We start from the raw sequence: 22,646 nt of genomic DNA, 5'->3' as shown, positions 1-22,646 counted from the left end.
ATGCGCGATAACGTTCTGTCCCTGCGTCCCCTGATTGTGGCCACTGGCCTGGTGCTTGCGGCCCTGACGGCCCCGGCCCATGCTTTTTCCGACGATGAGGCCCGCCGGGCCATCCTGGATCTGCGCCAGCAGGTGCAGCAGCAGAACGAGCAAAGCCAGCGCGCCAAGCTGCAATTGGCCGACCAGATCCAGGCCCTGCAGCAGGAAGTCGCCCAGTTGCGCGACCAGCTCGAACTGGTGTCGCGCCAGCAGCCCAGCGCCAAGCCGGGCGGCGCCGCCGGCAGCGCCAACCCGCCAGGCGCCTCCGCCGGCGATCCCCAGGAACAAGCCGCCTACGACGGCGCGATCGACCTGTTCCGCAAGGGCCAGTACAAGGACGCGTCCGAATCGCTGGCCGCGTTCACCGCGCTGTACCCCGCCAGCCAGCTCGCTCCCAGCGCCCAGTTCTACCTGGGCAGCAGCCGCTATGCGCTGAAGGACTTCAAGGGCGCCATCGACCAGTTGAACGCCATGGTCCAGAAGTCGCCCGACAACGCCCGCGCGCCCGACGCCCTGCTCGTCATCGCCGGCAGCCAGATCGAACTGAACAACCGCGCCGGCGCCAAGGCGACGCTGCAGCGCATCGTCCGCGACTACCCGACCACGCCGGCCGCCGGCACGGCCAAGAGCCGGCTGCAGTTGCTGCAGTAATGCGGCCAACCGCCAGCGCGGTTGCCGCCTACCGGCATATCCTGCGCCGCCGGGCAGGGCTGATCGCCCTGCTGCTGGCGGCGATTTTCCTGGCGCTGCTGGTCGACTTTACCGTGGGGCCCTCGGGCCTGCCGTGGCGCGATCTTTGGCGCACGCTGACGTCCCCCGCCTCCGCCGACCCGACCTACCGGGTCATCGTGTGGGAAATCCGCCTGCCCTCCGCCCTGATGGCCGCCCTGGTGGGCATGGCGCTGGGGCTGGCGGGCGCCGAGATGCAGACCATCCTGAACAATCCGCTGGCCAGCCCGTTCACGCTGGGCGTGTCCTCCGCCGCCGCCTTCGGCGCCTCGCTGGCGATCGTGCTGCAACTGGGCGTGCCGGGCCTCCCCGCCGGATGGCTGATCGCGGGCAACGCCTTCCTGTTCGCGATGCTGGCGGCGCTGCTGCTCGACGCGGTGACCCGATGGGGCGGCATGAATACCTCGGCCGTGGTGCTGTTCGGCATCGCCATGCTGTTCACCTTCAACGCGCTGGTGTCGCTGGTGCAGTTCATGGCCAGCGCCGAAGCCCTGCAGAACCTGGTGTTCTGGACCATGGGGAGCCTGTCGCGTTCCGGCTGGGCGTCCGTGGGCGTGCTGGCGGCCGCTTTCGGGCTGGCCCTGCCCCTGGCCATGCGCCAGTCCTGGAAACTGACCGCCTTGCGGCTGGGCGAGGACCGCGCGGCCAGCTTCGGCGTGGACGTGCGCCGCGTGCGCGTCGCGGCGCTGGCGCGGGTCAGCCTGCTGTCGTCGCTGGCCGTGGCCTTCGTCGGCACGATCGGCTTTATCGGACTGGTGGCGCCCCACATCGCGCGGCGGCTGTTCGGCGAGGACCACCGCTATTACCTGCCGGGCAGCGCGCTGGTGGGCGCGGTGATCCTGTCGCTGGCGTCGATCGTGTCCAAGAACCTCGTGCCCGGCGTGGTCGTGCCCGTGGGCATCGTGACCGCGCTGGTCGGCATTCCGTTCTTCGTGTCGGTCGTCCTGCGGCGGCAACTGCCATGACGCGCCCTGCCGATACCGCGCCATCGATGGCGCTGGCCGTGAACGGGCTTGCCGCCGGCTATGGGCGCGGGGACGTGCTGCATGGGCTGACCATCCCGGCGCTGGCCGCCGGCGAAGTCACCGCCCTGCTCGGCCCGAACGGCAGCGGCAAATCCACCCTGCTCAAGGCGCTGGCGGGCCTGGTCCGCGCCCGGACGGGCAGCGCCACGCTGGGCGGGCAGGACCTGATCCGCCAGAGTTTCGGCGAGCGCGCCCGCCACGTGGTCTATCTGCCCCAGAGCCTGCCCGCCGCGGTGCACCTGCGGGTGTTCGAATCGGTGCTGGTGGCGGCCAAGGCCAGCGGCGACGCGGCGGCGTCCGCCGACCCGCAGGCCATCGAGCGGCTGCTGGAACGGCTGGGCATCGCCCACCTGGCGCTGCACTACCTGGACGCGCTGTCAGGCGGACAGAAGCAACTGGTGGGGCTGGCGCAGGCCCTGGTCCGCCATCCGCGCGTGCTGCTGCTGGACGAACCGCTGTCGGCCCTGGACCTGAATTACCAGTTCCACGTGATGCGCCTGCTGAAGCAGGAAACACGGGAGCACGGCCTCATCAGCCTCATCGTGCTGCACGACCTGAACGCGGCCCTGCAGCACGCGGACCGGGCGGTCATGATCCATGACGGACGGCTGTATGCGGCGGGCGCGCCCGCCGAGGTGATCACCCCCGCCTCGCTGGCGGCCGTCTACGGCGTGCGGGGACGCGTGGAAACCTGCTCGCGCGGATTGCGGCAGGTGCTGATCGACGGCCTGGAGGCGCACCCGCGCTGACGCCGGCCGCCCATGAGGCATGAAGCGGGCGCCCGCGTTCAGGCGCGCTGCGCCACGTCCGCGACCGGCGCGCCGGTCATGTCCGCCAGTTGCCGCGGCGTCAGGTTGAACACCGCATGGGGATGCCCGGCGGCCGCCCACAGGCTGTCGTAGTTGAACAGGTCCGCGTCCAGCAGCATCACCGGCTTGACCGTGTGGCCGATCGGGCAGACCCCGCCGATCGCGTAGCCGGTCATGTCGCGCACGAACCTGGCGTCCGCCTTGGCCAGTTCGCCCACCTGCGAAGCCACCTTGGCCTCGTCCACGCGGTTGACGCCGCTGGCGATGACCAGCACCGGGGCATCGTCCGACGCCCGCCGGAAGATGATGGACTTGGCGATCTGCGCGACTTCGCAGCCCAGCCCCGCCGCGGCCTCCGCCGAGGTCTTGCCGGTTTGCGGCAGGACGACGACGGGTTTGTCGTGCCCCAGTTCCAGCAGCAGGCGGGCGACGCGTTGGGCGGATTCGGGCAAGGCGGCAAGGGATTCGGGGGACATCGGGACAGGCTCCGTTCTGGAAGGGCCGGCGCGAACCGCCGGCCGGCTGGTCGGAAAACGAGTGTATCAGCGCCGGGCCGCGCCGGCCGCGGGCAGGGCCGGGCTAGAATGCGGGCCTGGCTTTTCCATACGAATCCCATGCGTTCCGAACCCGTCCTGCCCCTGCAAACCGCGCCGATCGGCGGCTACGCCATGTCCTACACCGAATACGGCAGCGGCGCGCCCCTGGTGCTGGTGCACGGCTCCCTGTCCGACTGCCGGTACTGGAAATCGCAGATGGCGCCGCTGGGCCGGTCGTTTCGCGTGCTGGCGGTGTGCCTGCGCCGCTATTGGCCCGAGACCTGGGACGGCGCGGGCGACGGCTTTTCGGTCGAGCAACACGCCAGCGACGTGCTGGAATTCATCGATACCGTGGCCGGCGGCCCGGCCCACCTGGTGGGCCACTCGCGCGGCGGCCGCGTCGCGCTGGAAGCGGCGCTGCAGCAGCCCGATGCGTTGCGCAGCCTGACGCTGGCCGACCCCGGCCTGCCGCTGCCCGGCAAGGACGACCTGCGCGGCGGCTTTCGCCAACGGGCGCTGGAACTCATCCGCCAAGGCGAAACCGAAGCGGGCCTGGCGCTGTTCGTCGATACCGTGACCGGCCCCGACACCTGGCAGCGCATGGTGCCCTGGTTCAAGGAAATGGTGCGCGACAACGTCGGCACGCTGTTCGGCCAGGCGGTGGAAACGCCTGAAGCGCTGACCCCGCGGCAGATTGCGTCCCTGAAGCTTCCCACCTTGCTGATCGGCGGCGCGCTGAGCCCCGCGCCCTACCCCGCCGTGCTCGACGCCCTGTCGCAATGGCTGCCACAGGCGCACCGGGTGACGATCACCGGATCGTCGCACGGCATGAACCTGGGCAATCCGCGCGCCTTCAACGGCGCCATCGCGGAATTCATCGGAAGCTAGGGCGCGCGCGAGCCCGCCGTCAGGGCTCGACCGAAGGCGTGTGCTTCAGGCGCCGCAGCACGAACGTGGAACGGCTGTGGCGCACGCCGCGCAGCTTGTACAGCCGCTTGCGCAGGAAGGCTTCGTAGCCTTCGGTGCCCGCCACGGCCACCTTGATCAGATAGTCGTATTCGCCCGTGACGAGAAAGGCCTCGACCACCTCCGGCAGGCGGGTGATCTCTTCGCCGAAGCGCGCCAGCGTCTCGTCGTCGTGGTGCTCCAGCGTCACTTCGATCATGACGGTGTCCGGCAGCCCCAGCGCCTTCTGATTCAACAGGGCCGCGTACCCCTCGATCACGCCGGCTTCCTCCAGCGCCTTGACGCGGTTCCAGCAGGGCGTGGGCGACAGCCCCACCTGCTCGGCCAGCTTCAGGTTGGTGAGCCGCCCGTCCGCGCGCAACGCGCGCAGGATCTTGCGGTCGGTTTCGTCGATTTTGGGCGTGGCGGACATGGAAGGCGGGGCCGGAAGAGAGTATCTCTTGAAAATTGGATTTTACCGGATAGATATTTTCCAATATCCCGAAATCTGGCGTGAATCAAGAATCCTATTTTCCACGCCTGCACGTAGACTTTCCTGCAAGACGGCCGCCTATCCCGGCCGTCGGATTTCGGCACCGGCGCTGCGGCACAACCCGGCGCGGGCGCCGGCAGTTCCAACGCATCATGCCGCGCGCCGATCCGCGCGGCCGGAAACCATGTCCTTCGCAGCAGCAGCACCCGCAAGATCCGGCCTGGGCCTGTCCGGCACCGCCATGCTATTCACCGCGCCGGCGCTATTCGCCTCCAATATGGTCGCGGCCCGCTGGGCCCACGACGCCAGCCTTCCCCCCGTCTTCCTCGCCTTCGGCCGCTGGCTGATCGCCCTGCTGATCCTGCTGCCGCTGGCGGCGCCCGCCCTGCGCGCGCACCGCGGGGCGCTGCGGCGCAGCCTGCCCGCGCTCCTGCCGCTGGCGGTGCTGGGCATGGGCGTGGCGGTGGCGCCGCAGTACATCGGCGCCCAGACCACCAGCGCCACGAACATCGCGCTGATTTTCTCGTGCAGCCCCATCCTGGTGGCCTTGCTGGAGGCCGCGATCTGGCGCAAACCCTTGTCGGCCCTGCGCGGCGCGGGCCTGGCGCTGGCCCTGTGCGGCGTGCTGGCGGTGCTGTCGCGCGGCGATGCGCGCGCGCTCGCCCGCCTGGACTTCGGCCAGGGCGACCTGTGGGTGCTGCTGGCCGCCACCGGCTGGGCGTTCTACACGGTGTTGCAGAAGCGCCTGAGCCTGCCCGCGGTGCCGGACAGCGCCCGGCTGGCGACGATGATGCTGGGCGGGGTGCTCGCGCTGGCGCCCTTCGCCGCCATCGAAGCCGCGGCCGGCGCCATGCCGCCGTGGACCGATCCCCGCCTGGCCGCGGTGCTGCTGTTCCTGGCCGTGGTGCCCAGCCTGGGCGCGTACTACGTGTACGGCCGGCTGATCGGCCTGGCCGGCCCCGCCACGGCGGGCCTGTCGATGTTCCTGGTGCCGGTCTACGCGGCGCTGCTGGCTTGGCCGCTGCTGGGCGAAGCCCCGCAACTGTTCCATGCCTACGGCTTCGCGATGATCCTGCTGGGCGTGAAGCTGGCCTCGGCGCGCATGCGCGCGGCGGGCGGCCCGGCGGCCGCCCCCGCCTGAGAGGCGTTCAGCGGCCCGCGCCGTGGGCCGCCATCACTTCCTGCGCCACCTGGCGCGGCGCGTCGGCATAGTGCTTGAACTCCATGGTGTAGGTCGCGCGCCCCTGCGTCAGCGAACGCAGCGAGGTCGAATAGCCGAACATCTCGGCCAGCGGCACCTCGGCCCGCACGAGCTTGCCGCCGCCCCCGGCGATGTCTTCCATGCCCTGGACCATGCCGCGGCGGGAGGACAGATCGCCCATGACGTTGCCGGTGAAATCCTCGGGCGTTTCCACCTCGACCTGCATCATGGGCTCCAGCAGCACCGGGTCGGCCCGGCGCATGCCTTCCTTGAACGCCATCGAGGCGGCCATCTTGAACGCGTTCTCGTTCGAGTCGACGTCGTGGTAGGACCCGAAGAACAGCGTCACTTTCACGTCGACCACGGGATAGCCGGCCAGCACGCCGGCGTTCAGCGATTCGCGCACGCCCTTGTCCACGGCCGGAATGAACTCGCGCGGCACCACGCCGCCCTTGATGGCGTCGACGAACTCGTAGCCCTTGCCCGGTTCCTGGGGCTCCAGTTTCAGCACCACGTGGCCGTACTGGCCGCGGCCGCCGGACTGCTTGACGAACTTGCCCTCGACCTCGTTGCAGGTCTTGCGGATGGTTTCCCGGTAGGCCACCTGCGGCTTGCCCACCGTGGCCTCGACGCCGAACTCGCGCTTCATGCGGTCGACCAGGATTTCGAGGTGCAGTTCCCCCATGCCCGAGATGATGGTCTGCCCCGATTCCTCGTCGGTGCGCACGCGGAAGGACGGGTCTTCCTGCGCCAGGCGGCCCAGCGCGATGCCCATCTTTTCCTGGTCGGCCTTGGTCTTGGGCTCCACGGCCTGTGAAATCACCGGTTCCGGGAAGACCATGCGCTCGAGGATGATGACGTGCGCCGGATCCGTCAGCGTGTCGCCGGTGGTGACGTCCTTGATGCCGACCGCCGCCGCGATGTCGCCCGCATAGACCTCGGTGATCTCGCGCCGCTCGTTGGCGTGCATCTGCAGGATGCGGCCCAGCCGTTCCTTCTTTTCCTTGACGGGGTTGAAAATGGAGTCGCCTGATTTCACCACGCCCGAATAGACGCGGAAAAACACCAGTTGGCCGACGAACGGGTCCGTCATGATCTTGAAGGCCAGCGCCGAGAACGGCTCGTTGTCGGCGGGATGGCGTTCGATCTCGCGGTCGCGCTCGTCGTGGCCCTTGATGGCCGGCACGTCGACGGGCGACGGCATGTAGTCGAGGACGGCGTCCAGCATGGCCTGCACGCCCTTGTTCTTGAAGGCGCTGCCGCACAGCATGGGCACAATCTCGTTGGCGACGGTGCGGATGCGCAGGCCCTGCTTGATCTCCGCTTCGGTCAGCGGTTCGCCCGACAGGTATTTTTCAAGCAGCGTCTCGTTGGCTTCGGCGGCCTTCTCGACCATCTTGTCGTGCCATTCCTGCGCCTGCGCCTGCAACGCGGCCGGGATGTCGCGGTATTCGAAGCGCACGCCCTGGCTGGCGTCGTCCCAGATGATGGCCTTCATTTTGACCAGGTCGATCACGCCTTCGAAATGGTCTTCGGCGCCCACCGGCAACTGGATGGGAACGGCGTCGCCTTTGAGGCGCTCGGCGATCTGGCGCTGCACGCGCAGGAAGTCGGCGCCGACCCGGTCCATCTTGTTGACGAAGGCCAGGCGCGGCACCTTGTACTTGTTGGCCTGCCGCCAGACGGTCTCGGACTGGGGCTGCACGCCGCCCACGGCGTCGTAGACCATGACCGCGCCGTCCAGCACGCGCATGGAGCGCTCGACTTCGATGGTGAAGTCCACGTGGCCGGGCGTGTCGATGATGTTGATGCGGTGCTCGGGATAGTTGCCGGCCATGCCCTTCCAGAAGGCGGTGGTGGCGGCCGACGTGATCGTGATGCCGCGCTCCTGCTCTTGCTCCATCCAGTCCATCACCGCCGCGCCGTCATGCACTTCGCCGATTTTGTGGGTGATGCCGGTGTAGAAGAGGATGCGCTCGGTGGTCGTCGTTTTGCCCGCGTCGATATGGGCGCTGATGCCGATATTGCGGTATAGCTCGATACGCGTCTTGCGAGTCATGGCCTCTTCCTTGGAGTGAGCCGCCAGGCGAAGACGGCAAGCCCGACCGGGCGTTGCCGCGGCGGGCGCCATGCCGCGTAGAGTGCTTGGGGGTGGCGAAATCGCGCCCGCGCTGATGCGTAAATATTACGCGCGGCGGGCGAAGATACAAAGGGCTGGTGGGGGGGGTGGTCGTGGGCGGAGGGTGTCAGACACCCGGGGGGCGTTGCTTCAATTCGTACTGTCGTCCCGTACGGGTGTCAGACACTTGGCCGCAATTCGTACCGTCGTCCCGTAGGGGTGTCAGACACTTGGCCGCAATTCGTGCCGTCGTCCCGTAGGGGTGTCAGACACTTGACGGAGGTGGCGGGCACCTACGCAAAAAGCCCCTTCGCATGGAAGGGGCCAGGGGATGCCGCAGACCGGCTCGGGCCGAGCCGGGCGGCTACTTCTTTTCTTCCTTGACGCGATACACCAGCACGGCGGTGCTGGCCAGCGACAGGACCTTGGCGGTGACGCTGCCCAGCAGCAGGCGCGACAGGCCGCTGCGGCCGTGGCTGCCGATGAAGATCAGGTCGCAGCCGGCGTCGGCGGCGGCTTGCACGATGCCGTCGGCGACATTGAAATTGGACACGGCGCGCGCCTCGGACTTCACGCCGGCGGTGTCGGCGCGGTCGGTGATCTGCTTGAGGTACTTGTCGGCCTGTTCGGCCGAGGCCTTTTCGTAGTCTTCGTCGGTGATGGCATAGGCCGCGGCCATGCCGTCGAAGCCGATGGTGGCGGCGAAGGGCTGCGTCACGTAGAGGGCGACAATTTCAGCCCCCACGGAACGCGCAAAGCAAATACCCGCATTGGCGGCTTGCGCCGAGAGCGGCGAACCGTCGGTGGGAATCAGGATCTTCTTGAACATCTGCCTGCTCCTGTTTGAGAGGAGTCTCCATGCTACCGGAAACGCGCCAGGTTCACATCAATTGAACCCGGCATCCTTGACGCGCGTCAACCGCCCGTTCAGCCCAGTTGCTGGCTGGCGGCGAACAGATTGGTGCAGCGGGTGCCGGTGCGGCAGTAGGCCAGCACGGGACCCGGCAAGGTGCGCAGCAGTTCGGCGAAGCGCTGCACGTCGGCGGCGGTCATGGCGCTGCCCACGACGGGCTGGTATTCGACCTGCAGGCCGGCCGCCTGCGCGGCCTGGGACACGTCCGCGGCGGTGGGCTGGTCCGGGCCGCCCTCGAAATCGGGACGGTTGATGATGACGCTCTTGTAGCCTGCGGCGGCGACATCTGCCATATCGTCGGGGCCGAGCTGCGGGGCCACGGCGAAATTCTGGGTCAGGGGCTTGATGGGTGCGGACATGACGGTTCCTTCAATGGCTTCAGAGAGTGCTGCCTATTATTATTGATTGCCGGGCCCGGTTTGCGCGAAGATTTTTTCGAGATCGGCCCAGATGCCCCGATGGTCCGCGATGGTGACCGAGAAGCGCAGCATGGTCGACGGCGCCTGCGACGGCGAGAACAGCGTGCCCGGCGCCAGCAGCATGCCGCGGTCGGCCGCCGCGCGCGCCAGCACTTCCGTATCGCGGCCGCAATCCGCCCACACGAACATCCCCGCGTGCGGCTCGTGGTGCACCGTCAGCCCCAGCTTGAGCAGCCCTTTCAGGCAGCGTTGGCGGGCCTCGTCCACCCGCGCGCGCACGCGCTCGATGTGCCGCCGGTACTGCCCTTCCATCAGCACGCGGTGCACCACCCGTTCGCCCAGCTCGGGCGAGGTCAGGCCGGCCAGCATTTTCAGGTCGGCCAGTTTCTGCAGGACGTCCGGATTGGCGGCCAGGTAGCCCACGCGCAGGCTGGCCGCCAGCATCTTGGAATACCCGCCCACCAGGATCACGCGGTTCAGGCGGTCCAGCACGGCCAGCTTCATGGCGCCGCCCGGATGCAGTTCGCCGTAGGTGTCGTCCTCGACGACCATGAAATCGTGGCGTTCCGCGATCCGCAGGATGTCGTAGGCCGCGCCGGCCGACAGCGTATGGCCGGTGGGGTTGTGCACGGCGCTGTTGACGATGAAGAGTTTGGGCTTGTGCTGGGCGGCCAGTTGCTCCAGCAGCGCGGTGTCCGGGCCGTCGGGGCCGCGCGGGACGCCGATCAGGCGCGCGCCGAAGGCGGCCAGGCGGCCGAAGATGACGAACCAGGCCGGATCCTCGACCAGTACAGTGTCGCCCGGCTTGACCAGATGCCGCGCGATCAGGTCCAGGCCGTGCGTGACGCCGTTGGTGGTGAGCAGATTCAGTTCCGGGTGCGCCGGCACCCCGTCGTTCTGCAGTGAAGCCGCGATCTGCTGGCGCAGCGGCGCAAAGCCCTGGGGATGGCCGTAGCTGACCAGATGCCCGCGCACCGAACGCCCCACCGCGCGCACCGCGCCGGCCACCATTTCCGGATCCAGCCAGTCCGGGGGCAGCAGCCCCGCGCCGCCCGGCATGCCGAGCGCGCTGGTTTCGCGGAACATGCTGCGCAGCAGCCAGGCGACGTCGATCCGGGCGGGCGGCGCCAGGGTGGCGGGCGCTGCCGCGGCCACCGCCGCGAGCGGGCCGCTGCGCGCCCGCACGAAAAACCCCGCGCCCCGGCGCGACTGCACCAGGCCCCGGGCCACCAGGCGGTCGTAGGCTTCCACCACGGTAAAGCGGCTGACGCCGGACTGTTCGGCCATTTTTCGGATGGACGGCAGCCGGGTGCCGGGGCGCAAGCCCTGTTCGTCGATGCGGCGGGCCAGGCCTTCGGCCAGTTGGGCCACCAGGGTGGCATCGGCCTGGCGCACGGGCTGCCAGGGCAGGGAGGACGGCGTAGCGGAAGCAACTGTCATGGAAATTTCACCAGGCCAGTGATTAAAGTGACATGCCAAAGTGTACCGGTACTGTACCGATGACTATGCGTAGAGTGGCAGCAATAACGAAAACCCGCAACTGGTGGCTGTCATGACCCGTCCCGCTTTCTATCCCTCTTCCCAGGCCGCGACCGGCTCGTCCAGTTCCGTATGGGAAGGCTATGCCTACGGCTTCCTGGGCGTGCTGGTCTTTTCCCTGACGCTGCCCATGACCCGGCTGGCGGTCGCCGAACTGGAGCCGCTGCTGGTGGGCCTGGGCCGGGCGCTCGTGGCCGCGGTGCCGGCCGTCGCCCTGTTGTGGCTGACCCGCGCCCGCCGGCCGAACCGCCAGGAATGGCCCGGGGTGATCCTGGCGGCCGTGGGCATCGTCGTGGGCTGGCCGCTGGCTTCCTCCTTCGCCATGCAGACCGTGCCCTCGTCGCACGGCGCGGTGTTCAACGGGCTGCTGCCGCTGTCGACCGCGGCGTTCGCCGCCCTGCGCAGCGGCGAACGCCCGTCGCCCGCGTTCTGGGGCTGGGCCCTGGTGGGCGCCGCGCTGGTCACGGCCTATGCCCTGCGCCAGGGCCACGGCACGCTGGCCCTGGGCGACCTCTGGCTGCTGGTGGCGGTGGTGCTGGGCGGCATGGGCTATGCCGAAGGCGCGCGGGCCTCGCGCACGCTGGGCGGCGCGCGCACAATATGCTGGGCGCTGGCGATCAGCGCCCCGGTCGTGGCGGCCCCGGTGGGCTGGATGGCGGCGCAGGCCAACTGGCCCGGCGCGCCGGTCGTCCTCGCCTGCGCCTACCTGGCCTTCGGCTCGATGTTCCTGGGGTTCTTCGCCTGGTACCGCGGCCTGGCCGTGGGCGGGATCGCCCGGGTCGGACAAGTGCAATTGCTCCAGCCCTTCCTCACGGTCGTGGCGGCGGCGATGCTGTTCGGCGAATCCGTGGAAACGGCGACCTTCTTCTTCGCCGCCGCCGTGATCGTCGTGATCGCCGGCGGACGCCGCGCCATCGTCAGGACCAAGAAATGAATCTGCTTCCCTCCAACTGGGCCGACGTGCCCCTGATGTCGCTGTCGTTGCTGGGCCCGCTGGCGATGTTCGCGCTGGTCAGTTCGATCACGCCCGGCCCGAACAACGTGATGCTGGCATCCTCGGGCCTGAACTTCGGTTTCCGCCGCAGCGTGCCGCACCTGCTGGGCGTGAACCTGGGCTTCACGCTGATGATTTTCCTGGTGGGCATCGGCCTGGGTTCGGTGTTCCAGCAGGTGCCGCAGTTGTACACCGTGCTGAAGTACGCGGGCGCCGCCTACCTGCTGTACCTGGCGTGGAAGATCGCCAACTCGGGCAGCATGGAAGACGGCGAGGCGCGCGGCAAGCCGTTCACCTTTCTGCAGGCCGCGGCCTTCCAATGGGTCAACCCCAAGGCATGGGTGATGGCCGTCGGCGTGGTCGCGGCCTACACCCCGCAAAACGGCTTCTTCGCCAATCTCGTCATCGCCACCGTGGTCTGCGGCATCGTCAACCTGCCCAGCATCGGCATCTGGGTGACCTTCGGCACGGCGCTGCGCCGCGTGCTCCACAGGCCCTGGGCCATCCGGACCTTCAACGTGGGCATGGCGCTGCTGCTGGTGGCGTCGCTGTATCCGGTGGCCCTCGAACTGGTGCACTGACCCCGCGTTCAGGCCCGCAGGGCCACGACCACGGCCGGCGTGACCAGCACATTGAACAGGCCCGCCATCACCATCACCAGGCCCGCGACCGCGCCCTCGTCGGCCGCCAGCTCGCGGGCTTTCGCCGTGCCCGCGCCGTGCGCGCCCATGCCGAACAGCGCGCCGCGCGCCAGGGCCGAGCGCAGCGGCAGCCAGCGGCGCATGAACTGGCCGATGGCCGCGCCGAACACGCCCGTCACGATCACGAAAACCGCGGTCAGGTCGGGCACGCCGCCCACGTGCGACGACACCGCCACGGCGAAGGGCGTGGCCACGGAGCGCGGCAGCAGGCTCAGCCTGAGATCGGCCGGCAGGTCCAGCAGGCTGCCCAGCAGCCAGGCGCTGGCGCCCGCGATGAGGCTGCCCACGGCGACGCCCGCCGCCAGCACCGGCCAGTAGCGGCGGATCAGCGCGCGCTGCTCGTACAGCGGCAGCGCGAAGGCCACGATGACCGGCCCCAGCATCGCCATCAGCCAGTGCGATCCCGCCATGTAGTCCCGGTAGCCGGCATGCAGCGCGATCGCCAGCCCCAGCAGCAGCGCCGGCGCCACCACCAGCGTCGACGTGCACCAATAGGCATAGCGCCGGTAGAACAGCCGGGCGCAGGCATAGGCGAGCACGGTCGCCGCCGGCCAGAACAGCAGATTGAAATCAGGCGGCATGGCGGTTCATCCAGCGGTAGCAGAGATCGATGGTCAACGCGGTGCCGGCCATGACCAGCGCGGTGCCCAGCAGGATGACCGCCAGCAGCTTCAGCCCCAGCAGCCCCAGGAACTCGCGGTGGTCCAGCAGCGACATGACGGCGGGAACGAAGAACAGCAGCATCTCCCCCAGCAGCCAACTGGCGCCGCGATGCACGTTGCGCACCCGCAGGCGGCGCGTCGCCAGCAGGGCCAGCACGATTGCCATGCCGATGACGCCGCCCGGAACGGGCAGCCCCAGGAACTGGGCGACGGCCTGCCCCAGCCAGGAAAACAGGACGATGAGGCAGATTTGCAGCACGCGGCTGCGGCGCAGCGCGCTGCGCAAAAGAATGGAGTAACGGGGCAAGGACATCGGAGAACTTCCAGCGGCAAGCTTCTGTTTTACGCCCGCGCTTGCCATAGATAAAATGAATTCATTGAATTCACTTTATTCCAATCAGGCATAACCATGGAACTGCGCCCCCTGCGCGCCCTGGTAGAGGTGGTCCGCCAGGGCGGCTTTTCGCAGGCGGCCAAGGCCGTCTTCGCGACCCAGCCCACCGTAAGCAAGGCCGTGCGCCAACTGGAAGACGAACTGGGCATGCCGTTGCTGGACCGCCACGCCCAGCCCCTTCGGCTGACCGCGGCCGGCGAAATCGTCTACCGGCGCGCGGTGGCCATGCTGGCCCAGCGCGACGACCTGTACGCCGAACTGGACGAATTGAAAGGGCTCAAGCGCGGCGTCCTGCGGCTGGGCTTGCCGCCGCTGGGCAGCAGCACGCTGTTCGCGCCGATGTTCGCGCGCTTCCGCAGCCGCTACCCGCAGGTGGAGATCAGCCTGGTGGAACATGGCAGCCGGCGCCTGGAAGAAATGGTGATGGCCGGCGAAATCGAACTGGCGGCCTCGCTCAGGCCCGTGCCCGACCATTTCGAATGGCAGCCCGTGGCCCGCGAACCGCTGGTGGCGCTGATGCCCGCCGACCATCCCAAGGCGCGCGCCGAATCGGTAAGCCTGCGCGAACTGCGGGAGTCGCCCTTCATTCTGTTCGAGACGGGCTTCGCCCTGAACCGCATCCTCCACGACGCCTGCCAGCGGGCCGGCTTCGCGCCGGCCATCGCCGCGCGCAGCGGCCAGATCGATTTCATCGTGGCACTGGTGGCCGCCGGACTGGGCGTGGCCTTCCTGCCTCGGCTGAAGGCCCGCGAGGAACTGCACGCCGGCGTGTCCCGCGTGCCCCTGCGCGACGCGGGCACGGACTGGGAAATGGTGCTGGTGTGGCGGCGCGGCGGCTACCTGTCGCATGCCGCGCAGGCGTGGCTGGCCTTGACCCGGGAGGTCCATCCCGAAGTATGCTGATGCCGGAACCCCGCCGCCCCGCCCGGGTCTCATCATCCATGCCCGTACTGTCCCGCCCCCCTTTCCGCCGGTTGTTCGCCGCCGCCCTGCTCGCCGGAGCCGGGGTGGTGGGCTGCACCCAGTTGGACTCCTGGCAGCGCCAGACCATTTTTTCTCCCCAGGCCGAACCCCAGACCTGGTGGCGCGAGCCCGCCGCCGGCACCCGGGTGTACGACCTGGCGCTGCCCGACGGAGACCAGGTGCGCGCCTGGTACTGGCAGAGCCCGCGGGCGAACGCCCCCACCGTGCTGTACCTGCACGGCGCGCGCTGGAACCTGAACGGCAGCGCCTTCCGGATAGAGGGCTGGGCGCGCATGGGCTATTCGGTGCTGGCCATCGACTACCGCGGCTTCGGCGCCTCCACCTCGCGCCTGCCGTCCGAAAAAAGCGCCCAGGAAGACGCCATGGCCGGGCTGAAGGAGCTGGCCCGGCTCCAGCCCGATCCTGCGCGCCGCTTCGTCTATGGGCATAGCCTGGGCGGCGCGATCGCGATCGATCTGGCCGCGCGCCCGGAACAGCCGGACTTCGCCGGCCTGATCGTGGAGTCGAGCTTCACCAGTATCGGCGCGATGCTGGCCACGCTGCGCTGGGGCAAGGTGCCGGGCGCGAGCCTGCTGGTCACGCAGCCGTTCGATTCCGTGGACAAGCTGGCCCGCATGCACACGCCCATGCTGTTCATGCACGGCACCGCGGACCGCGTGGTGCCGCATACGATGAGCGACGAACTCTTCGCCGCCGCGCGCAGTGTTTCTCCGGACCTGAAGCGCCTGGTCAAGATCGAAGGCGCCTCGCATTCGGGCGCCTTCCGCAGCGGCGAACAATATGAAACCGCCGTGAAGACCTTCATGCGGGACGCCAGCCGCGCCTACCGGCGCAAAGCGGGCTGAACCCCGTATTGCGCCGCGCGGGGATTTACCCGCAGGGCGTCTGGCCGGCGGCCGCCGGCACGGGCTGCCCGCCGCGGCCCAGCCACTTCATGACCCGCGGACGCGAACGGTCATAGGCCAGGTTGTAGAGAAACGCGTAGGGCAGGTAGAACAGCACCAGCGCGATATCCAGCACGAACGCCTGCCACAGGCTGATGCTGAGCCACCAGGCCGCCAGCGGGATCACGATCAGGATCAGCCCCAATTCGAAGCCGAACGCGTGCACGACGCGCACGCGCAAGTTGCGGGTCCAGCCGAAGCGGTTTTCGATGCGGTCGAAGCCGGCGTTGTAGAGCATGTTCCAGACCAGCGCGATCCAGGCGATCACCGCGGTCAGCACGCCCATCTCGAACAGGGACTTGCCCATGGCCCAGGCGGCCGCGGGCGCGCACAGGCCGATGGCGAGGATTTCGAACAGAAAGGCGTGGAAGAAACGTTCTTTGAGGGTTTTCTTGGCTTGCGTCATGACCCACCCGAGGCCGGTTGCTACGTAATGGCGGCGATTCTCCACGATATTTCCGGTGCTATAAAGATAGTATTCATCGGAAAAACCGATATCACTACTACCGGACGCCCCGCATGCGCCACTCATTGGAATCCCTGGCGGCTTTCGCCCAGGTCGCCTCGGAAGGCACGTTCTCCGCCGCCGCCCGCAAGTTGAAGAAAAGCCAGTCCACCATCAGCGAGACCATCGCCAACCTGGAGGTGGACCTGAACGTCACCCTGTTCGACCGCGGCCAGCGGCAGCCCGCGCTGACCGAGGCGGGCCGGGTCCTGCTGGGGCAGGCCCTGCAGGTGCTCGCCGCGAACGACCGCCTGAACCGCTGCGCCAGCCAACTGGCCGAAGGCCTGGAGCCTCGCTTGACCGTGGTGCTGTCCGACACGTTCCAGTCGGAAACCTTCGAGACCATGCTCAGCCAGATCGACCAGCGCTATCCGGCGCTGCGCTTCGAATGCCTGATCGCGGAATACGAGGACGTGGTGGCGCTGGTGCAGCAGGGGCGCGCGCACCTGGGGCTGATGGCCGCCCAGGACGACTATCCGCCCGACGTGGCGCACGCCACGCTGGCCGAGCTTTCCGAGATCGTCCTGTGCGTGGGCCGCAGCCATCCGCTGGCCAGCCTGCCCAGCGTCACGGAAGACCAGTTGAAATCCGCGCGCGCGCTGCGCCTGAGCACGTATGAACTGGGCGACAAAGAGGCCGAACCCGCCTATTCCACCTGGTCGGCGCCGGGCTATCTGATGCTGCTGGAAATGGCCAGCCGCGGTTTCGGCTGGACCGAACTGCCGCGCTGGATGATCCAGCGCTTCGGGCAGGACCAGTTGGCCGAACTGAAGGCGCCCGGCTGGCCGCGGCACATCCGGGTCGATGCGGTCTGGTCCAGGCGGCGGGCGCTGGGGCCCGCCGGCGCCTGGCTGCTGGAGAGCCTGACGGGCGGCTAGTCCACCCCGGATCTCAGCGCGCCGCGGCCGGCAGGCGCGAGATGCGCACGCCGTTGACGCGGAGCCAGTCTCCCAGCTTCGGGCTGGCCAGCACGTCGAACTCGGCGCGGCGCTGGCGCGACAGGGCGCTGCCGTCCTTGCAGTCGACGGCGGGATGGCACATCAGCAGATCGCAGTCGCGCGCGTTGAACAGCCAGTTCTGCAGCAGGTCCGCGTAGCGCCGCTTGCCGCCTTCGAAGCCGTAGACGCCCAGCAGCCGGCGATTGGTGCGCAGGCCGTCCTTGCGCGCCTCGCGCGCCAGCGCCGCCGCGCCCAGGGCGCCGATGACGCGGGCCTTGAATGCTTCGCGCAATGGAATGCCGCTCTGCATGCCCGGCGCCGTCTGGCGCAGCCATGGCCCGTCCGCGCCGTAGCGGTCCTTGAGCAGCAGCAACAGGCGCGCGCGGATGCCGGGCAACTGGTGCACGTGCCGGTGGCCGTCGATGTAGTCCGGCGCGCGTCCCATGGCGGCCTCGAACGCGTCGAACTGGCGCGCCAGATGCGCGTCGATCCACTGGGCGTCCAGGCGCCCCGCGTAGGCATTGAAGATCAGCGTGCCCAGCGCCGGCAGCGGCGCGGCGTCCGGGCGCAGCGCTTCCGTGAAGTTCACGTGCAGGCCCGCGTCCACGTCCAGCGGCGCCAGCCGCCGCGCGTTCGCGGCGAACGTGGGCCCCAGCGCCAGGCAGCTCACCGCGCTGAGACGGCCCATGCCGGCAAGCGCGATCATGCCTTCATCGATGTCGGCATTCATGCCAAAATCATCCCCGCAGACCACGATGCGTTTGCTCATTGCAATACCCCTCACTTCCATTTCGCCACGGCTTCCATGCGCGCCCTGCTGCAACAAGTAAGCACTTTCATTGCCGTCGGATGCGCCGCCGCGGCCACGCATTGGGCCGTCGCCGTGGGTTGCGTGGAGGCCTTCGGGATGCCGCCGCTCGCCGCCAACCTGATCGGCTGGCTGGTCGCGTTCGCGGTTTCCTTCGCGGGCCACTACCGGCTGACGTTCCGACATTCAAAAACCCCCTGGACAATAGCAGCGCGCCGTTTCTTTCTCGTGTCAGCCGCCGGCTTCGCCATCAACGAAGCCTCCTACGCCTGGCTGCTGCACAGCACGGCGATCCGCTACGACATCCTGCTTGCCCTGATACTGGCCGGGCTGGCCGTCGCCACGTTCATCGCGAGCCGGCTTTGGGCGTTTCGCCACAGACCCGCTGCCTGAGAGCGGCGCCCGCCTCGACGCGCCACATGGCGTGCTTCGCGCTGCTGACCGCGGGCTCCAGGCCCCGCAGCGGCGCATAGGCCTGGTTGTCCGAGGCGGTGCCCCACACCCAGTAGCGCGCTCCGTCGGGCGCCTTGCACAGGCGCGCGTTGAACTCCGCCGGGCCGATCAGCACTTCCGCGCCGGTGGCCGGATCGAACCTGGCCGCGTCGTACAGTTCTTTGCGCCAGTTGTCCCGGGTCGGCACCTCGGGGTTGAGCCAATCGTCCACCACCCACGCCGGCCGCGGAGCCCGGGCGTACAGGGCCAGGTCGAAGGGGTAGGCATGCAGCGATACGTAGGTATCCTCTGGACGCGCCTGCTCGCGCAGGACCTTTGCCAGCGGGGCGGCGCTGCCGCGCGCATTGTTGGCGGCGATGCCCACCGCGATCGCGCAGATGGCGGCCGCCACGGCCGCGCTCAGGCACACCAGGCGCGGCGTGGCGCCCCCGGTTTTCGCGCGCCAGGCGCCGAGGATGACTTCCGACAACAGGAACGCCAGCGGCGCCAGCGCGGGCAGGACGTAGCCCACCAGCTTGGAATGCGGCAGCGAAAAGAACGCGATCACGACCGCGAACCACAACAGCGCGAACCGCCGCAGGTCGCGCGCCGGGCCGTCCGCCCAGAACGCCTTGCGCAGGATGCCTCCGCCCCACAGCGACCAGGGCAGGCTCAGCCCCGCGACCACCGGCAGATAGAACCAGAACGGCTGCGCATTGTTGAAACCGCCGGCGGCGAAACGCTGGAAGTGCTGATAGACGAAGAAGTAATCGTAGAAGCCGGGATAGCGTAGCTGCATCAGCACGAACCACGGCGCCGCCACCGCGATGAACACCAGCACCGCGGGCGGCCAGAGCAGCGCGGCCAGGCCGCGCCAGCGCCGCCCCCATGCCAGCCAGAGGAACAGGATGGCGCCCGGCAGCACCACGCCGATCAGCCCCTTGGCCAATACGGCCAGCGCCGCCAGCGCGGCGGCGGCCAGCGACATCCACCGATAGGCCTGCCCGCGCTCGGCGCGCAGCACCGTGTCCGCCGCGGCCAGCAGGCAGAGCGTGATCATGCCGGCGACCAGCATGTCCAGATTGGCGAACTGCGCCCCGCCGTAGAAGAACGGCAGGGTGGCCAGGATCAGCACGGTCAGCGTGGCGGCCGCCGCGTCGCGGTGGCGCCGCAGAAAGCCGTACAGCCCCGCCGCCGCACCCCACGCCGCGAGCCAGGACGGCACGCGCGCGGCCCAGGGATGCGCGCCGAATACGGAAAAGGACAGCTCCGTCAGCCAGTAGTAGAGCGGCGGCTTATGGAAGTACGGCATGCCGTCAAGCAGGGGCACCGCATGCGAGCCGCTGCGCAGCATGTCCCAGGCCACGCCGGCGTAGCGGCCCTCGTCGGGCAGCGTCAAAGGCCGTATCCAGGCCAGCCATGCCAGCCAGATCCCGATCGCAAGCAGAAAACGGCCTGCCGGCGGGGTCCGGACGGAACACCCCCGCAGCGTCATGGCGGGCATATCAGCGCGCGTCCCGGGGCGGACGGGAAGCGCGGCCCTGGCGCCGGCGCACCACGAACAAGGGCCGGCCCTTCACCTCGTCGAAAATGCGGGCGACGTATTCGCCCACCACGCCCAGGGATATCAGGTTCACGCCGGCGAAGAACAGGACTGCCGTCACGATGGTCGTCCAGCCGGACACCGGATTGCCGGACACCAGGTAGTCGGCGACCAGATAGCCCGCGTACGCCAGCGCCAGCAAGGCGAAGGCCGCGCCGACCAGGCTGACCAGGCGCAAGGGCCAGGTCGTGAAGGCGGTCAGCCCGTCCAGCGCCAGCCGGAACAGGCGCATCCCGCCGAAACGGCTGTCGCCGTGCATGCGCTCGTCCGGCGTATAGGCCAGCGCCTCGCCCTTGAAGCCGACCCAGGCGTACAGGCCTTTCATGAAGCGGGTGCGCTCCGGCAAGGCGTTCAGCGCGTCCACCACGCTGCGGTCCATCAAGCGGAAGTCGCCCGCGTGGGCGGGCACGTCCACGCCGCGCGCGCCGCTCAGCAGCTTGTAGAACCAGCGGGCGCCCGAGCGCTTGATCCAGGATTCGCCGGCGCGGCTCTCGCGCACGGCATAGACCATTTCGGCCCCGGCGGCCCAGCGCGCCAGCATCTGCTCGATGAGCGCCGGCGGATGCTGCAGGTCGGCGTCCAGGCAGATCACGGCGTTGCCGGTGGCGGCCTCCAGGCCGGCGCTGAGCGCGGCTTCCTTGCCGAAATTGCGCGACAACTGCACATAGCGGAAGCCCTCGTGCCCGGTCCATTCCTCCATGAGCGCCTCGGTGCCGTCCGTGCTGCCGTCGTCGGCGACGATCACCTCCCAACTGGAGCACAGCGCCGTGAGCCGGCTGCGCAACAGGGGCAGCAGCACCCGCAGGTTGTCGCATTCGTTCAGGCAGGGAATGACGCAGGTCACGCAGGTGTCGTAGGGCACGTTGGCCGCCTGCGCCGACCACAGCGATTCCAGGGGAAACGATTTGGCAAGCACTTGCGCGGCGGCGGGCTCGGACCGGAATTGGATGTGCATGGAACTCTGGAATGCGGAACACTATGGCGCGCAGTATGAGCGGGGGCTCGTCGAATTTTCATGAAATGCGGCCTCGGGGCCGGCGTGGCTACAATGCGCCCGAGTTCCTGTTTTCCCCCATCGCCATGCAATACCGAGTCAGGCCCATGCTTGCCAGCGACGTGGACGGCATCCTGGCCGCCCAGGCCCTGGCCTACCCCGCTTTCCTGCTGGAGAGCGCCGGCTTCTTCCTGAACCGCCTGGCGCTCGCCCCGTCGCACTGCTGGGTCGCGCAGGCGGAGCCGCCGGCCGGCGGCGGCCTGCTGGGCTACCTGGTTTCCTATCCCTGGGACGCCGGGCTGCCGCCGGCCCTGGACGCCGCGCTGGCGTCGCTGCCGGCCGGCGCCGACCACTGGTTCCTGCACGACTGCGCCGTGGCGCCGCAAGCGCAGGGGCTGGGCGTCGGCCAGGCGCTGGTCCGCGCCGCCGCGGCCTGCGCCCTGGAAAACGGCTTGCGCCGGGCCAGCCTGGTATCCCTGGAATCCGCGACGGGCTATTGGCGGCGCCATGGCTACGCTCCCGTGGCCGCCGGCGGCGCCGGCCTGGCCGAAAAGCTTGCCGGCTACGGGCCGCAAGCCCTTTACATGTCGCGCGGCCTGCCGCTCTAGCCGTCCTGCCGCGGCGGACGTAACATAAGCCGCATGCGTGTGAGGCGGCAAGGTTCCCATCGCCGGAAATCCAACTGTGCCCCGACAGGGCGCAAAGGCATCCATGATCTCGCTTTCGCCCGTTCAATCGCTATTGGCGTGCTGCCTGGTGCTCGTCGTCGGACGCGTGCTGACCACCCGGATCGGCATCCTGGCGCGCTACAGCATTCCCGACCCCATCGTGGGCGGCCTGCTGTTCGCCGCGATCGCCTACCTGCTGTCGGCCTGGGGCGGCATTTCCGTCTCGCTCGAAACCAGCATCAAGCCGACCCTGCTGCTGCTGTTCTTCGGCTGCATCGGCCTGACCGCCAATCTGAAACTGCTGGCCAAGGGCGGCCCCCGGCTGATCGCCTTCCTGCTGGCCCTGATTCCCTTCCTGATCCTGCAGAACGCCGTCGGGCTGGGCATGGCCTGGCTGCTGGACATGCACCCGCTGATGGGCCTGCTGGGCGGCACGATCACCCTGGTGGGCGGGCACGGCACGGGCGCGGCCTACGCCACGCGCTTCGCCGACGTCAACAACATCCAGGACGTGATGGCGCTGGCGATGACGGCCGCCACCCTGGGCCTGGTGCTGGGCGGCGTGGTGGGCGGCCCGGTGGCCGAATGGATCATGCGCCGGCACAAGCTGGCCGGCAGCCTGGACCCTGCCGCCGACGCCAGGCATGACGCCCCCGACCTGACGGAAAACACCTCCCCCCCCTCCGCCGGTTCGTTCATCGTGTCGCTGACGGCCGCCTTCGTCTGCCTGGTCGTCGGCGGATACCTGGCGGCGCTGGTCGAGGACGCCCCGGTCAGCCTGCCCAACTTCCTGTGGTGCCTGGCCACGGGCGTGCTCATCCGGAATGGCGGGGAACACCTGGGCCTGAAACTGGACGACCGCGTCACCGACATCATCGGCACGATCGCCCTGTCGCTCTTCCTGGGCATGACGATGATGACGCTGGACCTGTCCAGCGTGGCGCGCCTGGCCGGCCCGCTGGCGCTGATGCTGGCCGTGCAGACGGTGTTCTGCGCGCTGTACGCGGCCTGGGTGGTGTTCCGCATGCTCAAGCGCGACTACGAAGCGGCCATCATGTCGGCGGCCTTCTGCGGCTTCTCGCTGGGCGCCACCGCCACCGCCATCGCCAACATGCAGGCGCTCACGCGCCGCCACGGCCCGGCGCCCGAGGCCTTCATCGTGGTGCCGGTCACGGGCGCGTTCCTGGTCGACATCCTCAACGTGATCGTGCTGACCTCGCTGATCTCCTTGCCGTTCGTGGGAGGGATGTAG

At 69.0% G+C, this 22,646-nt stretch carries 25 protein-coding genes; 13 read left to right on the top strand and 12 right to left on the bottom strand.

Annotated features, from left to right (window positions below; genetic code table 11):
- From ybgF to WHX56_RS08750, 3 genes are read left to right on the top strand one after another with little or no spacing between them, the layout of a single operon-like run.
- Complete coding sequence (ybgF, locus tag WHX56_RS08760) at nt 1–690, top strand: tol-pal system protein YbgF (RefSeq protein ID WP_287752320.1); 690 nt, start codon at nt 1–3, stop codon at nt 688–690.
- Nucleotides 690–1,733 (top strand): iron ABC transporter permease, encoded by a 1,044-nt coding sequence (locus WHX56_RS08755; protein WP_338881007.1) that lies wholly within the window; start codon nt 690–692, stop codon nt 1,731–1,733. The genes ybgF and WHX56_RS08755 overlap by 1 nt, the downstream gene beginning before the upstream one ends.
- Nucleotides 1,730–2,542 carry an ABC transporter ATP-binding protein gene (locus WHX56_RS08750; protein WP_338881006.1) on the top strand — a complete coding sequence of 271 codons (813 nt, stop codon included), beginning with the start codon at nt 1,730–1,732 and terminating at the stop codon, nt 2,540–2,542. Before WHX56_RS08755 ends, WHX56_RS08750 begins: the two co-directional genes overlap by 4 nt.
- A 38-nt stretch (nt 2,543–2,580) precedes the next feature.
- Here the strand turns inward: WHX56_RS08750 and WHX56_RS08745 are convergent, their stop codons facing one another.
- Entirely contained in the window at nt 2,581–3,078 is a 498-nt protein-coding gene (locus WHX56_RS08745) for a YbaK/EbsC family protein (protein WP_287755237.1), read from the bottom strand.
- A gap of 138 nt (nt 3,079–3,216) precedes the next feature.
- On the opposite strand from WHX56_RS08745, the gene WHX56_RS08740 reads away from it, so the two are divergent.
- Entirely contained in the window at nt 3,217–4,026 is an 810-nt protein-coding gene (locus WHX56_RS08740; RefSeq protein ID WP_129242419.1) for an alpha/beta fold hydrolase, read from the top strand.
- Nucleotides 4,027–4,045: 19 nt separating this feature from the next.
- On the opposite strand, the gene WHX56_RS08735 is transcribed toward WHX56_RS08740, so the two are convergent.
- Complete coding sequence (locus WHX56_RS08735) at nt 4,046–4,516, bottom strand: Lrp/AsnC family transcriptional regulator (RefSeq protein ID WP_129242418.1); 471 nt, start codon at nt 4,514–4,516, stop codon at nt 4,046–4,048.
- 244 nt (nt 4,517–4,760) lie between these two features.
- Between WHX56_RS08735 and WHX56_RS08730 the strand changes: the two genes are divergently transcribed.
- Nucleotides 4,761–5,717 (top strand): DMT family transporter, encoded by a 957-nt coding sequence (locus tag WHX56_RS08730; RefSeq protein ID WP_338881005.1) that lies wholly within the window; start codon nt 4,761–4,763, stop codon nt 5,715–5,717.
- 7 nt (nt 5,718–5,724) lie between these two features.
- Here WHX56_RS08730 and fusA read toward each other — a convergent pair whose 3' ends face one another.
- The 4 genes from fusA to WHX56_RS08710 form a co-directional block, all read right to left on the bottom strand.
- Nucleotides 5,725–7,836, bottom strand: a complete 2,112-nt coding sequence (fusA, locus tag WHX56_RS08725; protein ID WP_338881004.1) for an elongation factor G — start codon at nt 7,834–7,836, stop codon at nt 5,725–5,727.
- 424 nt (nt 7,837–8,260) lie between these two features.
- Entirely contained in the window at nt 8,261–8,725 is a 465-nt protein-coding gene (locus WHX56_RS08720) for a universal stress protein (protein WP_062681247.1), read from the bottom strand.
- Nucleotides 8,726–8,823: 98 nt separating this feature from the next.
- Nucleotides 8,824–9,168 (bottom strand): TIGR01244 family sulfur transferase, encoded by a 345-nt coding sequence (locus tag WHX56_RS08715; protein WP_129242416.1) that lies wholly within the window; start codon nt 9,166–9,168, stop codon nt 8,824–8,826.
- Nucleotides 9,169–9,207: 39 nt separating this feature from the next.
- Nucleotides 9,208–10,668 (bottom strand): PLP-dependent aminotransferase family protein, encoded by a 1,461-nt coding sequence (locus WHX56_RS08710; RefSeq protein ID WP_165360239.1) that lies wholly within the window; start codon nt 10,666–10,668, stop codon nt 9,208–9,210.
- A gap of 112 nt (nt 10,669–10,780) precedes the next feature.
- Here WHX56_RS08710 and WHX56_RS08705 point away from each other — a divergent pair, with 112 nt between their 5' ends.
- Both WHX56_RS08705 and WHX56_RS08700 read left to right on the top strand, forming a co-directional pair.
- The gene (locus WHX56_RS08705) at nt 10,781–11,701 is read left to right on the top strand and encodes a DMT family transporter (RefSeq protein WP_287755390.1); all 921 of its coding nucleotides are present in this window, start codon (nt 10,781–10,783) and stop codon (nt 11,699–11,701) included.
- On the top strand, nt 11,698–12,342 hold the full coding sequence (locus WHX56_RS08700) for a LysE family translocator (protein WP_287755391.1): 645 nt from the start codon (nt 11,698–11,700) through the stop codon (nt 12,340–12,342). The genes WHX56_RS08705 and WHX56_RS08700 overlap by 4 nt, the downstream gene beginning before the upstream one ends.
- Nucleotides 12,343–12,350: 8 nt before the next feature.
- Here the strand turns inward: WHX56_RS08700 and WHX56_RS08695 are convergent, their stop codons facing one another.
- Complete coding sequence (locus WHX56_RS08695; protein ID WP_287755392.1) at nt 12,351–13,043, bottom strand: LrgB family protein; 693 nt, start codon at nt 13,041–13,043, stop codon at nt 12,351–12,353.
- On the bottom strand, nt 13,033–13,437 hold the full coding sequence (locus WHX56_RS08690; RefSeq protein ID WP_129242412.1) for a CidA/LrgA family protein: 405 nt from the start codon (nt 13,435–13,437) through the stop codon (nt 13,033–13,035). The genes WHX56_RS08695 and WHX56_RS08690 overlap by 11 nt, the downstream gene beginning before the upstream one ends.
- A gap of 96 nt (nt 13,438–13,533) precedes the next feature.
- Between WHX56_RS08690 and WHX56_RS08685 the strand changes: the two genes are divergently transcribed.
- On the top strand, nt 13,534–14,421 hold the full coding sequence (locus tag WHX56_RS08685; RefSeq protein ID WP_338881002.1) for a LysR family transcriptional regulator: 888 nt from the start codon (nt 13,534–13,536) through the stop codon (nt 14,419–14,421).
- A gap of 38 nt (nt 14,422–14,459) precedes the next feature.
- Complete coding sequence (locus tag WHX56_RS08680) at nt 14,460–15,347, top strand: alpha/beta hydrolase (protein ID WP_338881000.1); 888 nt, start codon at nt 14,460–14,462, stop codon at nt 15,345–15,347.
- Nucleotides 15,348–15,372: 25 nt separating this feature from the next.
- Here WHX56_RS08680 and WHX56_RS08675 read toward each other — a convergent pair whose 3' ends face one another.
- A complete protein-coding gene (locus WHX56_RS08675; RefSeq protein ID WP_129242409.1) occupies nt 15,373–15,852 on the bottom strand; it encodes a multidrug/biocide efflux PACE transporter in 480 nt (159 codons plus the stop codon).
- A 113-nt stretch (nt 15,853–15,965) separates the two neighbouring features.
- On the opposite strand from WHX56_RS08675, the gene WHX56_RS08670 reads away from it, so the two are divergent.
- Nucleotides 15,966–16,829, top strand: coding sequence for a LysR family transcriptional regulator (locus WHX56_RS08670; protein ID WP_338880999.1), 864 nt, complete (start codon nt 15,966–15,968; stop codon nt 16,827–16,829).
- Between the two features lie 13 nt (nt 16,830–16,842).
- On the opposite strand, the gene WHX56_RS08665 is transcribed toward WHX56_RS08670, so the two are convergent.
- On the bottom strand, nt 16,843–17,658 hold the full coding sequence (locus WHX56_RS08665) for a ChbG/HpnK family deacetylase (protein WP_338880998.1): 816 nt from the start codon (nt 17,656–17,658) through the stop codon (nt 16,843–16,845).
- 36 nt (nt 17,659–17,694) lie between these two features.
- Here WHX56_RS08665 and WHX56_RS08660 point away from each other — a divergent pair, with 36 nt between their 5' ends.
- Complete coding sequence (locus tag WHX56_RS08660) at nt 17,695–18,090, top strand: GtrA family protein (protein ID WP_129242406.1); 396 nt, start codon at nt 17,695–17,697, stop codon at nt 18,088–18,090.
- On the opposite strand, the gene WHX56_RS08655 is transcribed toward WHX56_RS08660, so the two are convergent.
- Both WHX56_RS08655 and WHX56_RS08650 read right to left on the bottom strand, forming a co-directional pair.
- The gene (locus WHX56_RS08655) at nt 18,044–19,633 is read right to left on the bottom strand and encodes a glycosyltransferase family 39 protein (protein WP_338880997.1); all 1,590 of its coding nucleotides are present in this window, start codon (nt 19,631–19,633) and stop codon (nt 18,044–18,046) included. The two genes, WHX56_RS08660 and WHX56_RS08655, sit on opposite strands and share 47 nt — an antisense overlap.
- Nucleotide 19,634: 1 nt before the next feature.
- The gene (locus tag WHX56_RS08650) at nt 19,635–20,687 is read right to left on the bottom strand and encodes a glycosyltransferase family 2 protein (protein ID WP_338880996.1); all 1,053 of its coding nucleotides are present in this window, start codon (nt 20,685–20,687) and stop codon (nt 19,635–19,637) included.
- Nucleotides 20,688–20,833: 146 nt separating this feature from the next.
- On the opposite strand from WHX56_RS08650, the gene WHX56_RS08645 reads away from it, so the two are divergent.
- The gene (locus WHX56_RS08645; protein ID WP_129242403.1) at nt 20,834–21,334 is read left to right on the top strand and encodes a GNAT family N-acetyltransferase; all 501 of its coding nucleotides are present in this window, start codon (nt 20,834–20,836) and stop codon (nt 21,332–21,334) included.
- Between the two features lie 103 nt (nt 21,335–21,437).
- On the top strand, nt 21,438–22,646 hold the full coding sequence (gene gltS / locus WHX56_RS08640; RefSeq protein WP_338880995.1) for a sodium/glutamate symporter: 1,209 nt from the start codon (nt 21,438–21,440) through the stop codon (nt 22,644–22,646).

Origin of the sequence: Achromobacter veterisilvae (assembly GCF_037619525.1) — a bacterium.
GTDB classification, from domain to species: domain Bacteria; phylum Pseudomonadota; class Gammaproteobacteria; order Burkholderiales; family Burkholderiaceae_B; genus Achromobacter; species Achromobacter veterisilvae.
This window is presented reverse-complemented; position numbering and strand designations above follow the sequence as displayed.

Bases quoted from the DNA above. Each gene is read 5' to 3' on its own strand.
- ybgF (WP_287752320.1), top strand. From the start codon at position 1: ATGCGCGATAACGTTCTGTCCCTGCGTCCCCTGATTGTGGCCACTGGC.
- WHX56_RS08755 (WP_338881007.1), top strand. From the start codon at position 690: ATGCGGCCAACCGCCAGCGCGGTTGCCGCCTACCGGCATATCCTGCGC.
- WHX56_RS08750 (WP_338881006.1), top strand. From the start codon at position 1,730: ATGACGCGCCCTGCCGATACCGCGCCATCGATGGCGCTGGCCGTGAAC.
- WHX56_RS08745 (WP_287755237.1), bottom strand. From the start codon at position 3,078: ATGTCCCCCGAATCCCTTGCCGCCTTGCCCGAATCCGCCCAACGCGTC.
- WHX56_RS08740 (WP_129242419.1), top strand. From the start codon at position 3,217: ATGCGTTCCGAACCCGTCCTGCCCCTGCAAACCGCGCCGATCGGCGGC.
- WHX56_RS08735 (WP_129242418.1), bottom strand. From the start codon at position 4,516: ATGTCCGCCACGCCCAAAATCGACGAAACCGACCGCAAGATCCTGCGC.
- WHX56_RS08730 (WP_338881005.1), top strand. From the start codon at position 4,761: ATGTCCTTCGCAGCAGCAGCACCCGCAAGATCCGGCCTGGGCCTGTCC.
- fusA (WP_338881004.1), bottom strand. From the start codon at position 7,836: ATGACTCGCAAGACGCGTATCGAGCTATACCGCAATATCGGCATCAGC.
- WHX56_RS08720 (WP_062681247.1), bottom strand. From the start codon at position 8,725: ATGTTCAAGAAGATCCTGATTCCCACCGACGGTTCGCCGCTCTCGGCG.
- WHX56_RS08715 (WP_129242416.1), bottom strand. From the start codon at position 9,168: ATGTCCGCACCCATCAAGCCCCTGACCCAGAATTTCGCCGTGGCCCCG.
- WHX56_RS08710 (WP_165360239.1), bottom strand. From the start codon at position 10,668: ATGACAGTTGCTTCCGCTACGCCGTCCTCCCTGCCCTGGCAGCCCGTG.
- WHX56_RS08705 (WP_287755390.1), top strand. From the start codon at position 10,781: ATGACCCGTCCCGCTTTCTATCCCTCTTCCCAGGCCGCGACCGGCTCG.
- WHX56_RS08700 (WP_287755391.1), top strand. From the start codon at position 11,698: ATGAATCTGCTTCCCTCCAACTGGGCCGACGTGCCCCTGATGTCGCTG.
- WHX56_RS08695 (WP_287755392.1), bottom strand. From the start codon at position 13,043: ATGCCGCCTGATTTCAATCTGCTGTTCTGGCCGGCGGCGACCGTGCTC.
- WHX56_RS08690 (WP_129242412.1), bottom strand. From the start codon at position 13,437: ATGTCCTTGCCCCGTTACTCCATTCTTTTGCGCAGCGCGCTGCGCCGC.
- WHX56_RS08685 (WP_338881002.1), top strand. From the start codon at position 13,534: ATGGAACTGCGCCCCCTGCGCGCCCTGGTAGAGGTGGTCCGCCAGGGC.
- WHX56_RS08680 (WP_338881000.1), top strand. From the start codon at position 14,460: ATGCCCGTACTGTCCCGCCCCCCTTTCCGCCGGTTGTTCGCCGCCGCC.
- WHX56_RS08675 (WP_129242409.1), bottom strand. From the start codon at position 15,852: ATGACGCAAGCCAAGAAAACCCTCAAAGAACGTTTCTTCCACGCCTTT.
- WHX56_RS08670 (WP_338880999.1), top strand. From the start codon at position 15,966: ATGCGCCACTCATTGGAATCCCTGGCGGCTTTCGCCCAGGTCGCCTCG.
- WHX56_RS08665 (WP_338880998.1), bottom strand. From the start codon at position 17,658: ATGAGCAAACGCATCGTGGTCTGCGGGGATGATTTTGGCATGAATGCC.
- WHX56_RS08660 (WP_129242406.1), top strand. From the start codon at position 17,695: ATGCGCGCCCTGCTGCAACAAGTAAGCACTTTCATTGCCGTCGGATGC.
- WHX56_RS08655 (WP_338880997.1), bottom strand. From the start codon at position 19,633: ATGCCCGCCATGACGCTGCGGGGGTGTTCCGTCCGGACCCCGCCGGCA.
- WHX56_RS08650 (WP_338880996.1), bottom strand. From the start codon at position 20,687: ATGCACATCCAATTCCGGTCCGAGCCCGCCGCCGCGCAAGTGCTTGCC.
- WHX56_RS08645 (WP_129242403.1), top strand. From the start codon at position 20,834: ATGCTTGCCAGCGACGTGGACGGCATCCTGGCCGCCCAGGCCCTGGCC.
- gltS (WP_338880995.1), top strand. From the start codon at position 21,438: ATGATCTCGCTTTCGCCCGTTCAATCGCTATTGGCGTGCTGCCTGGTG.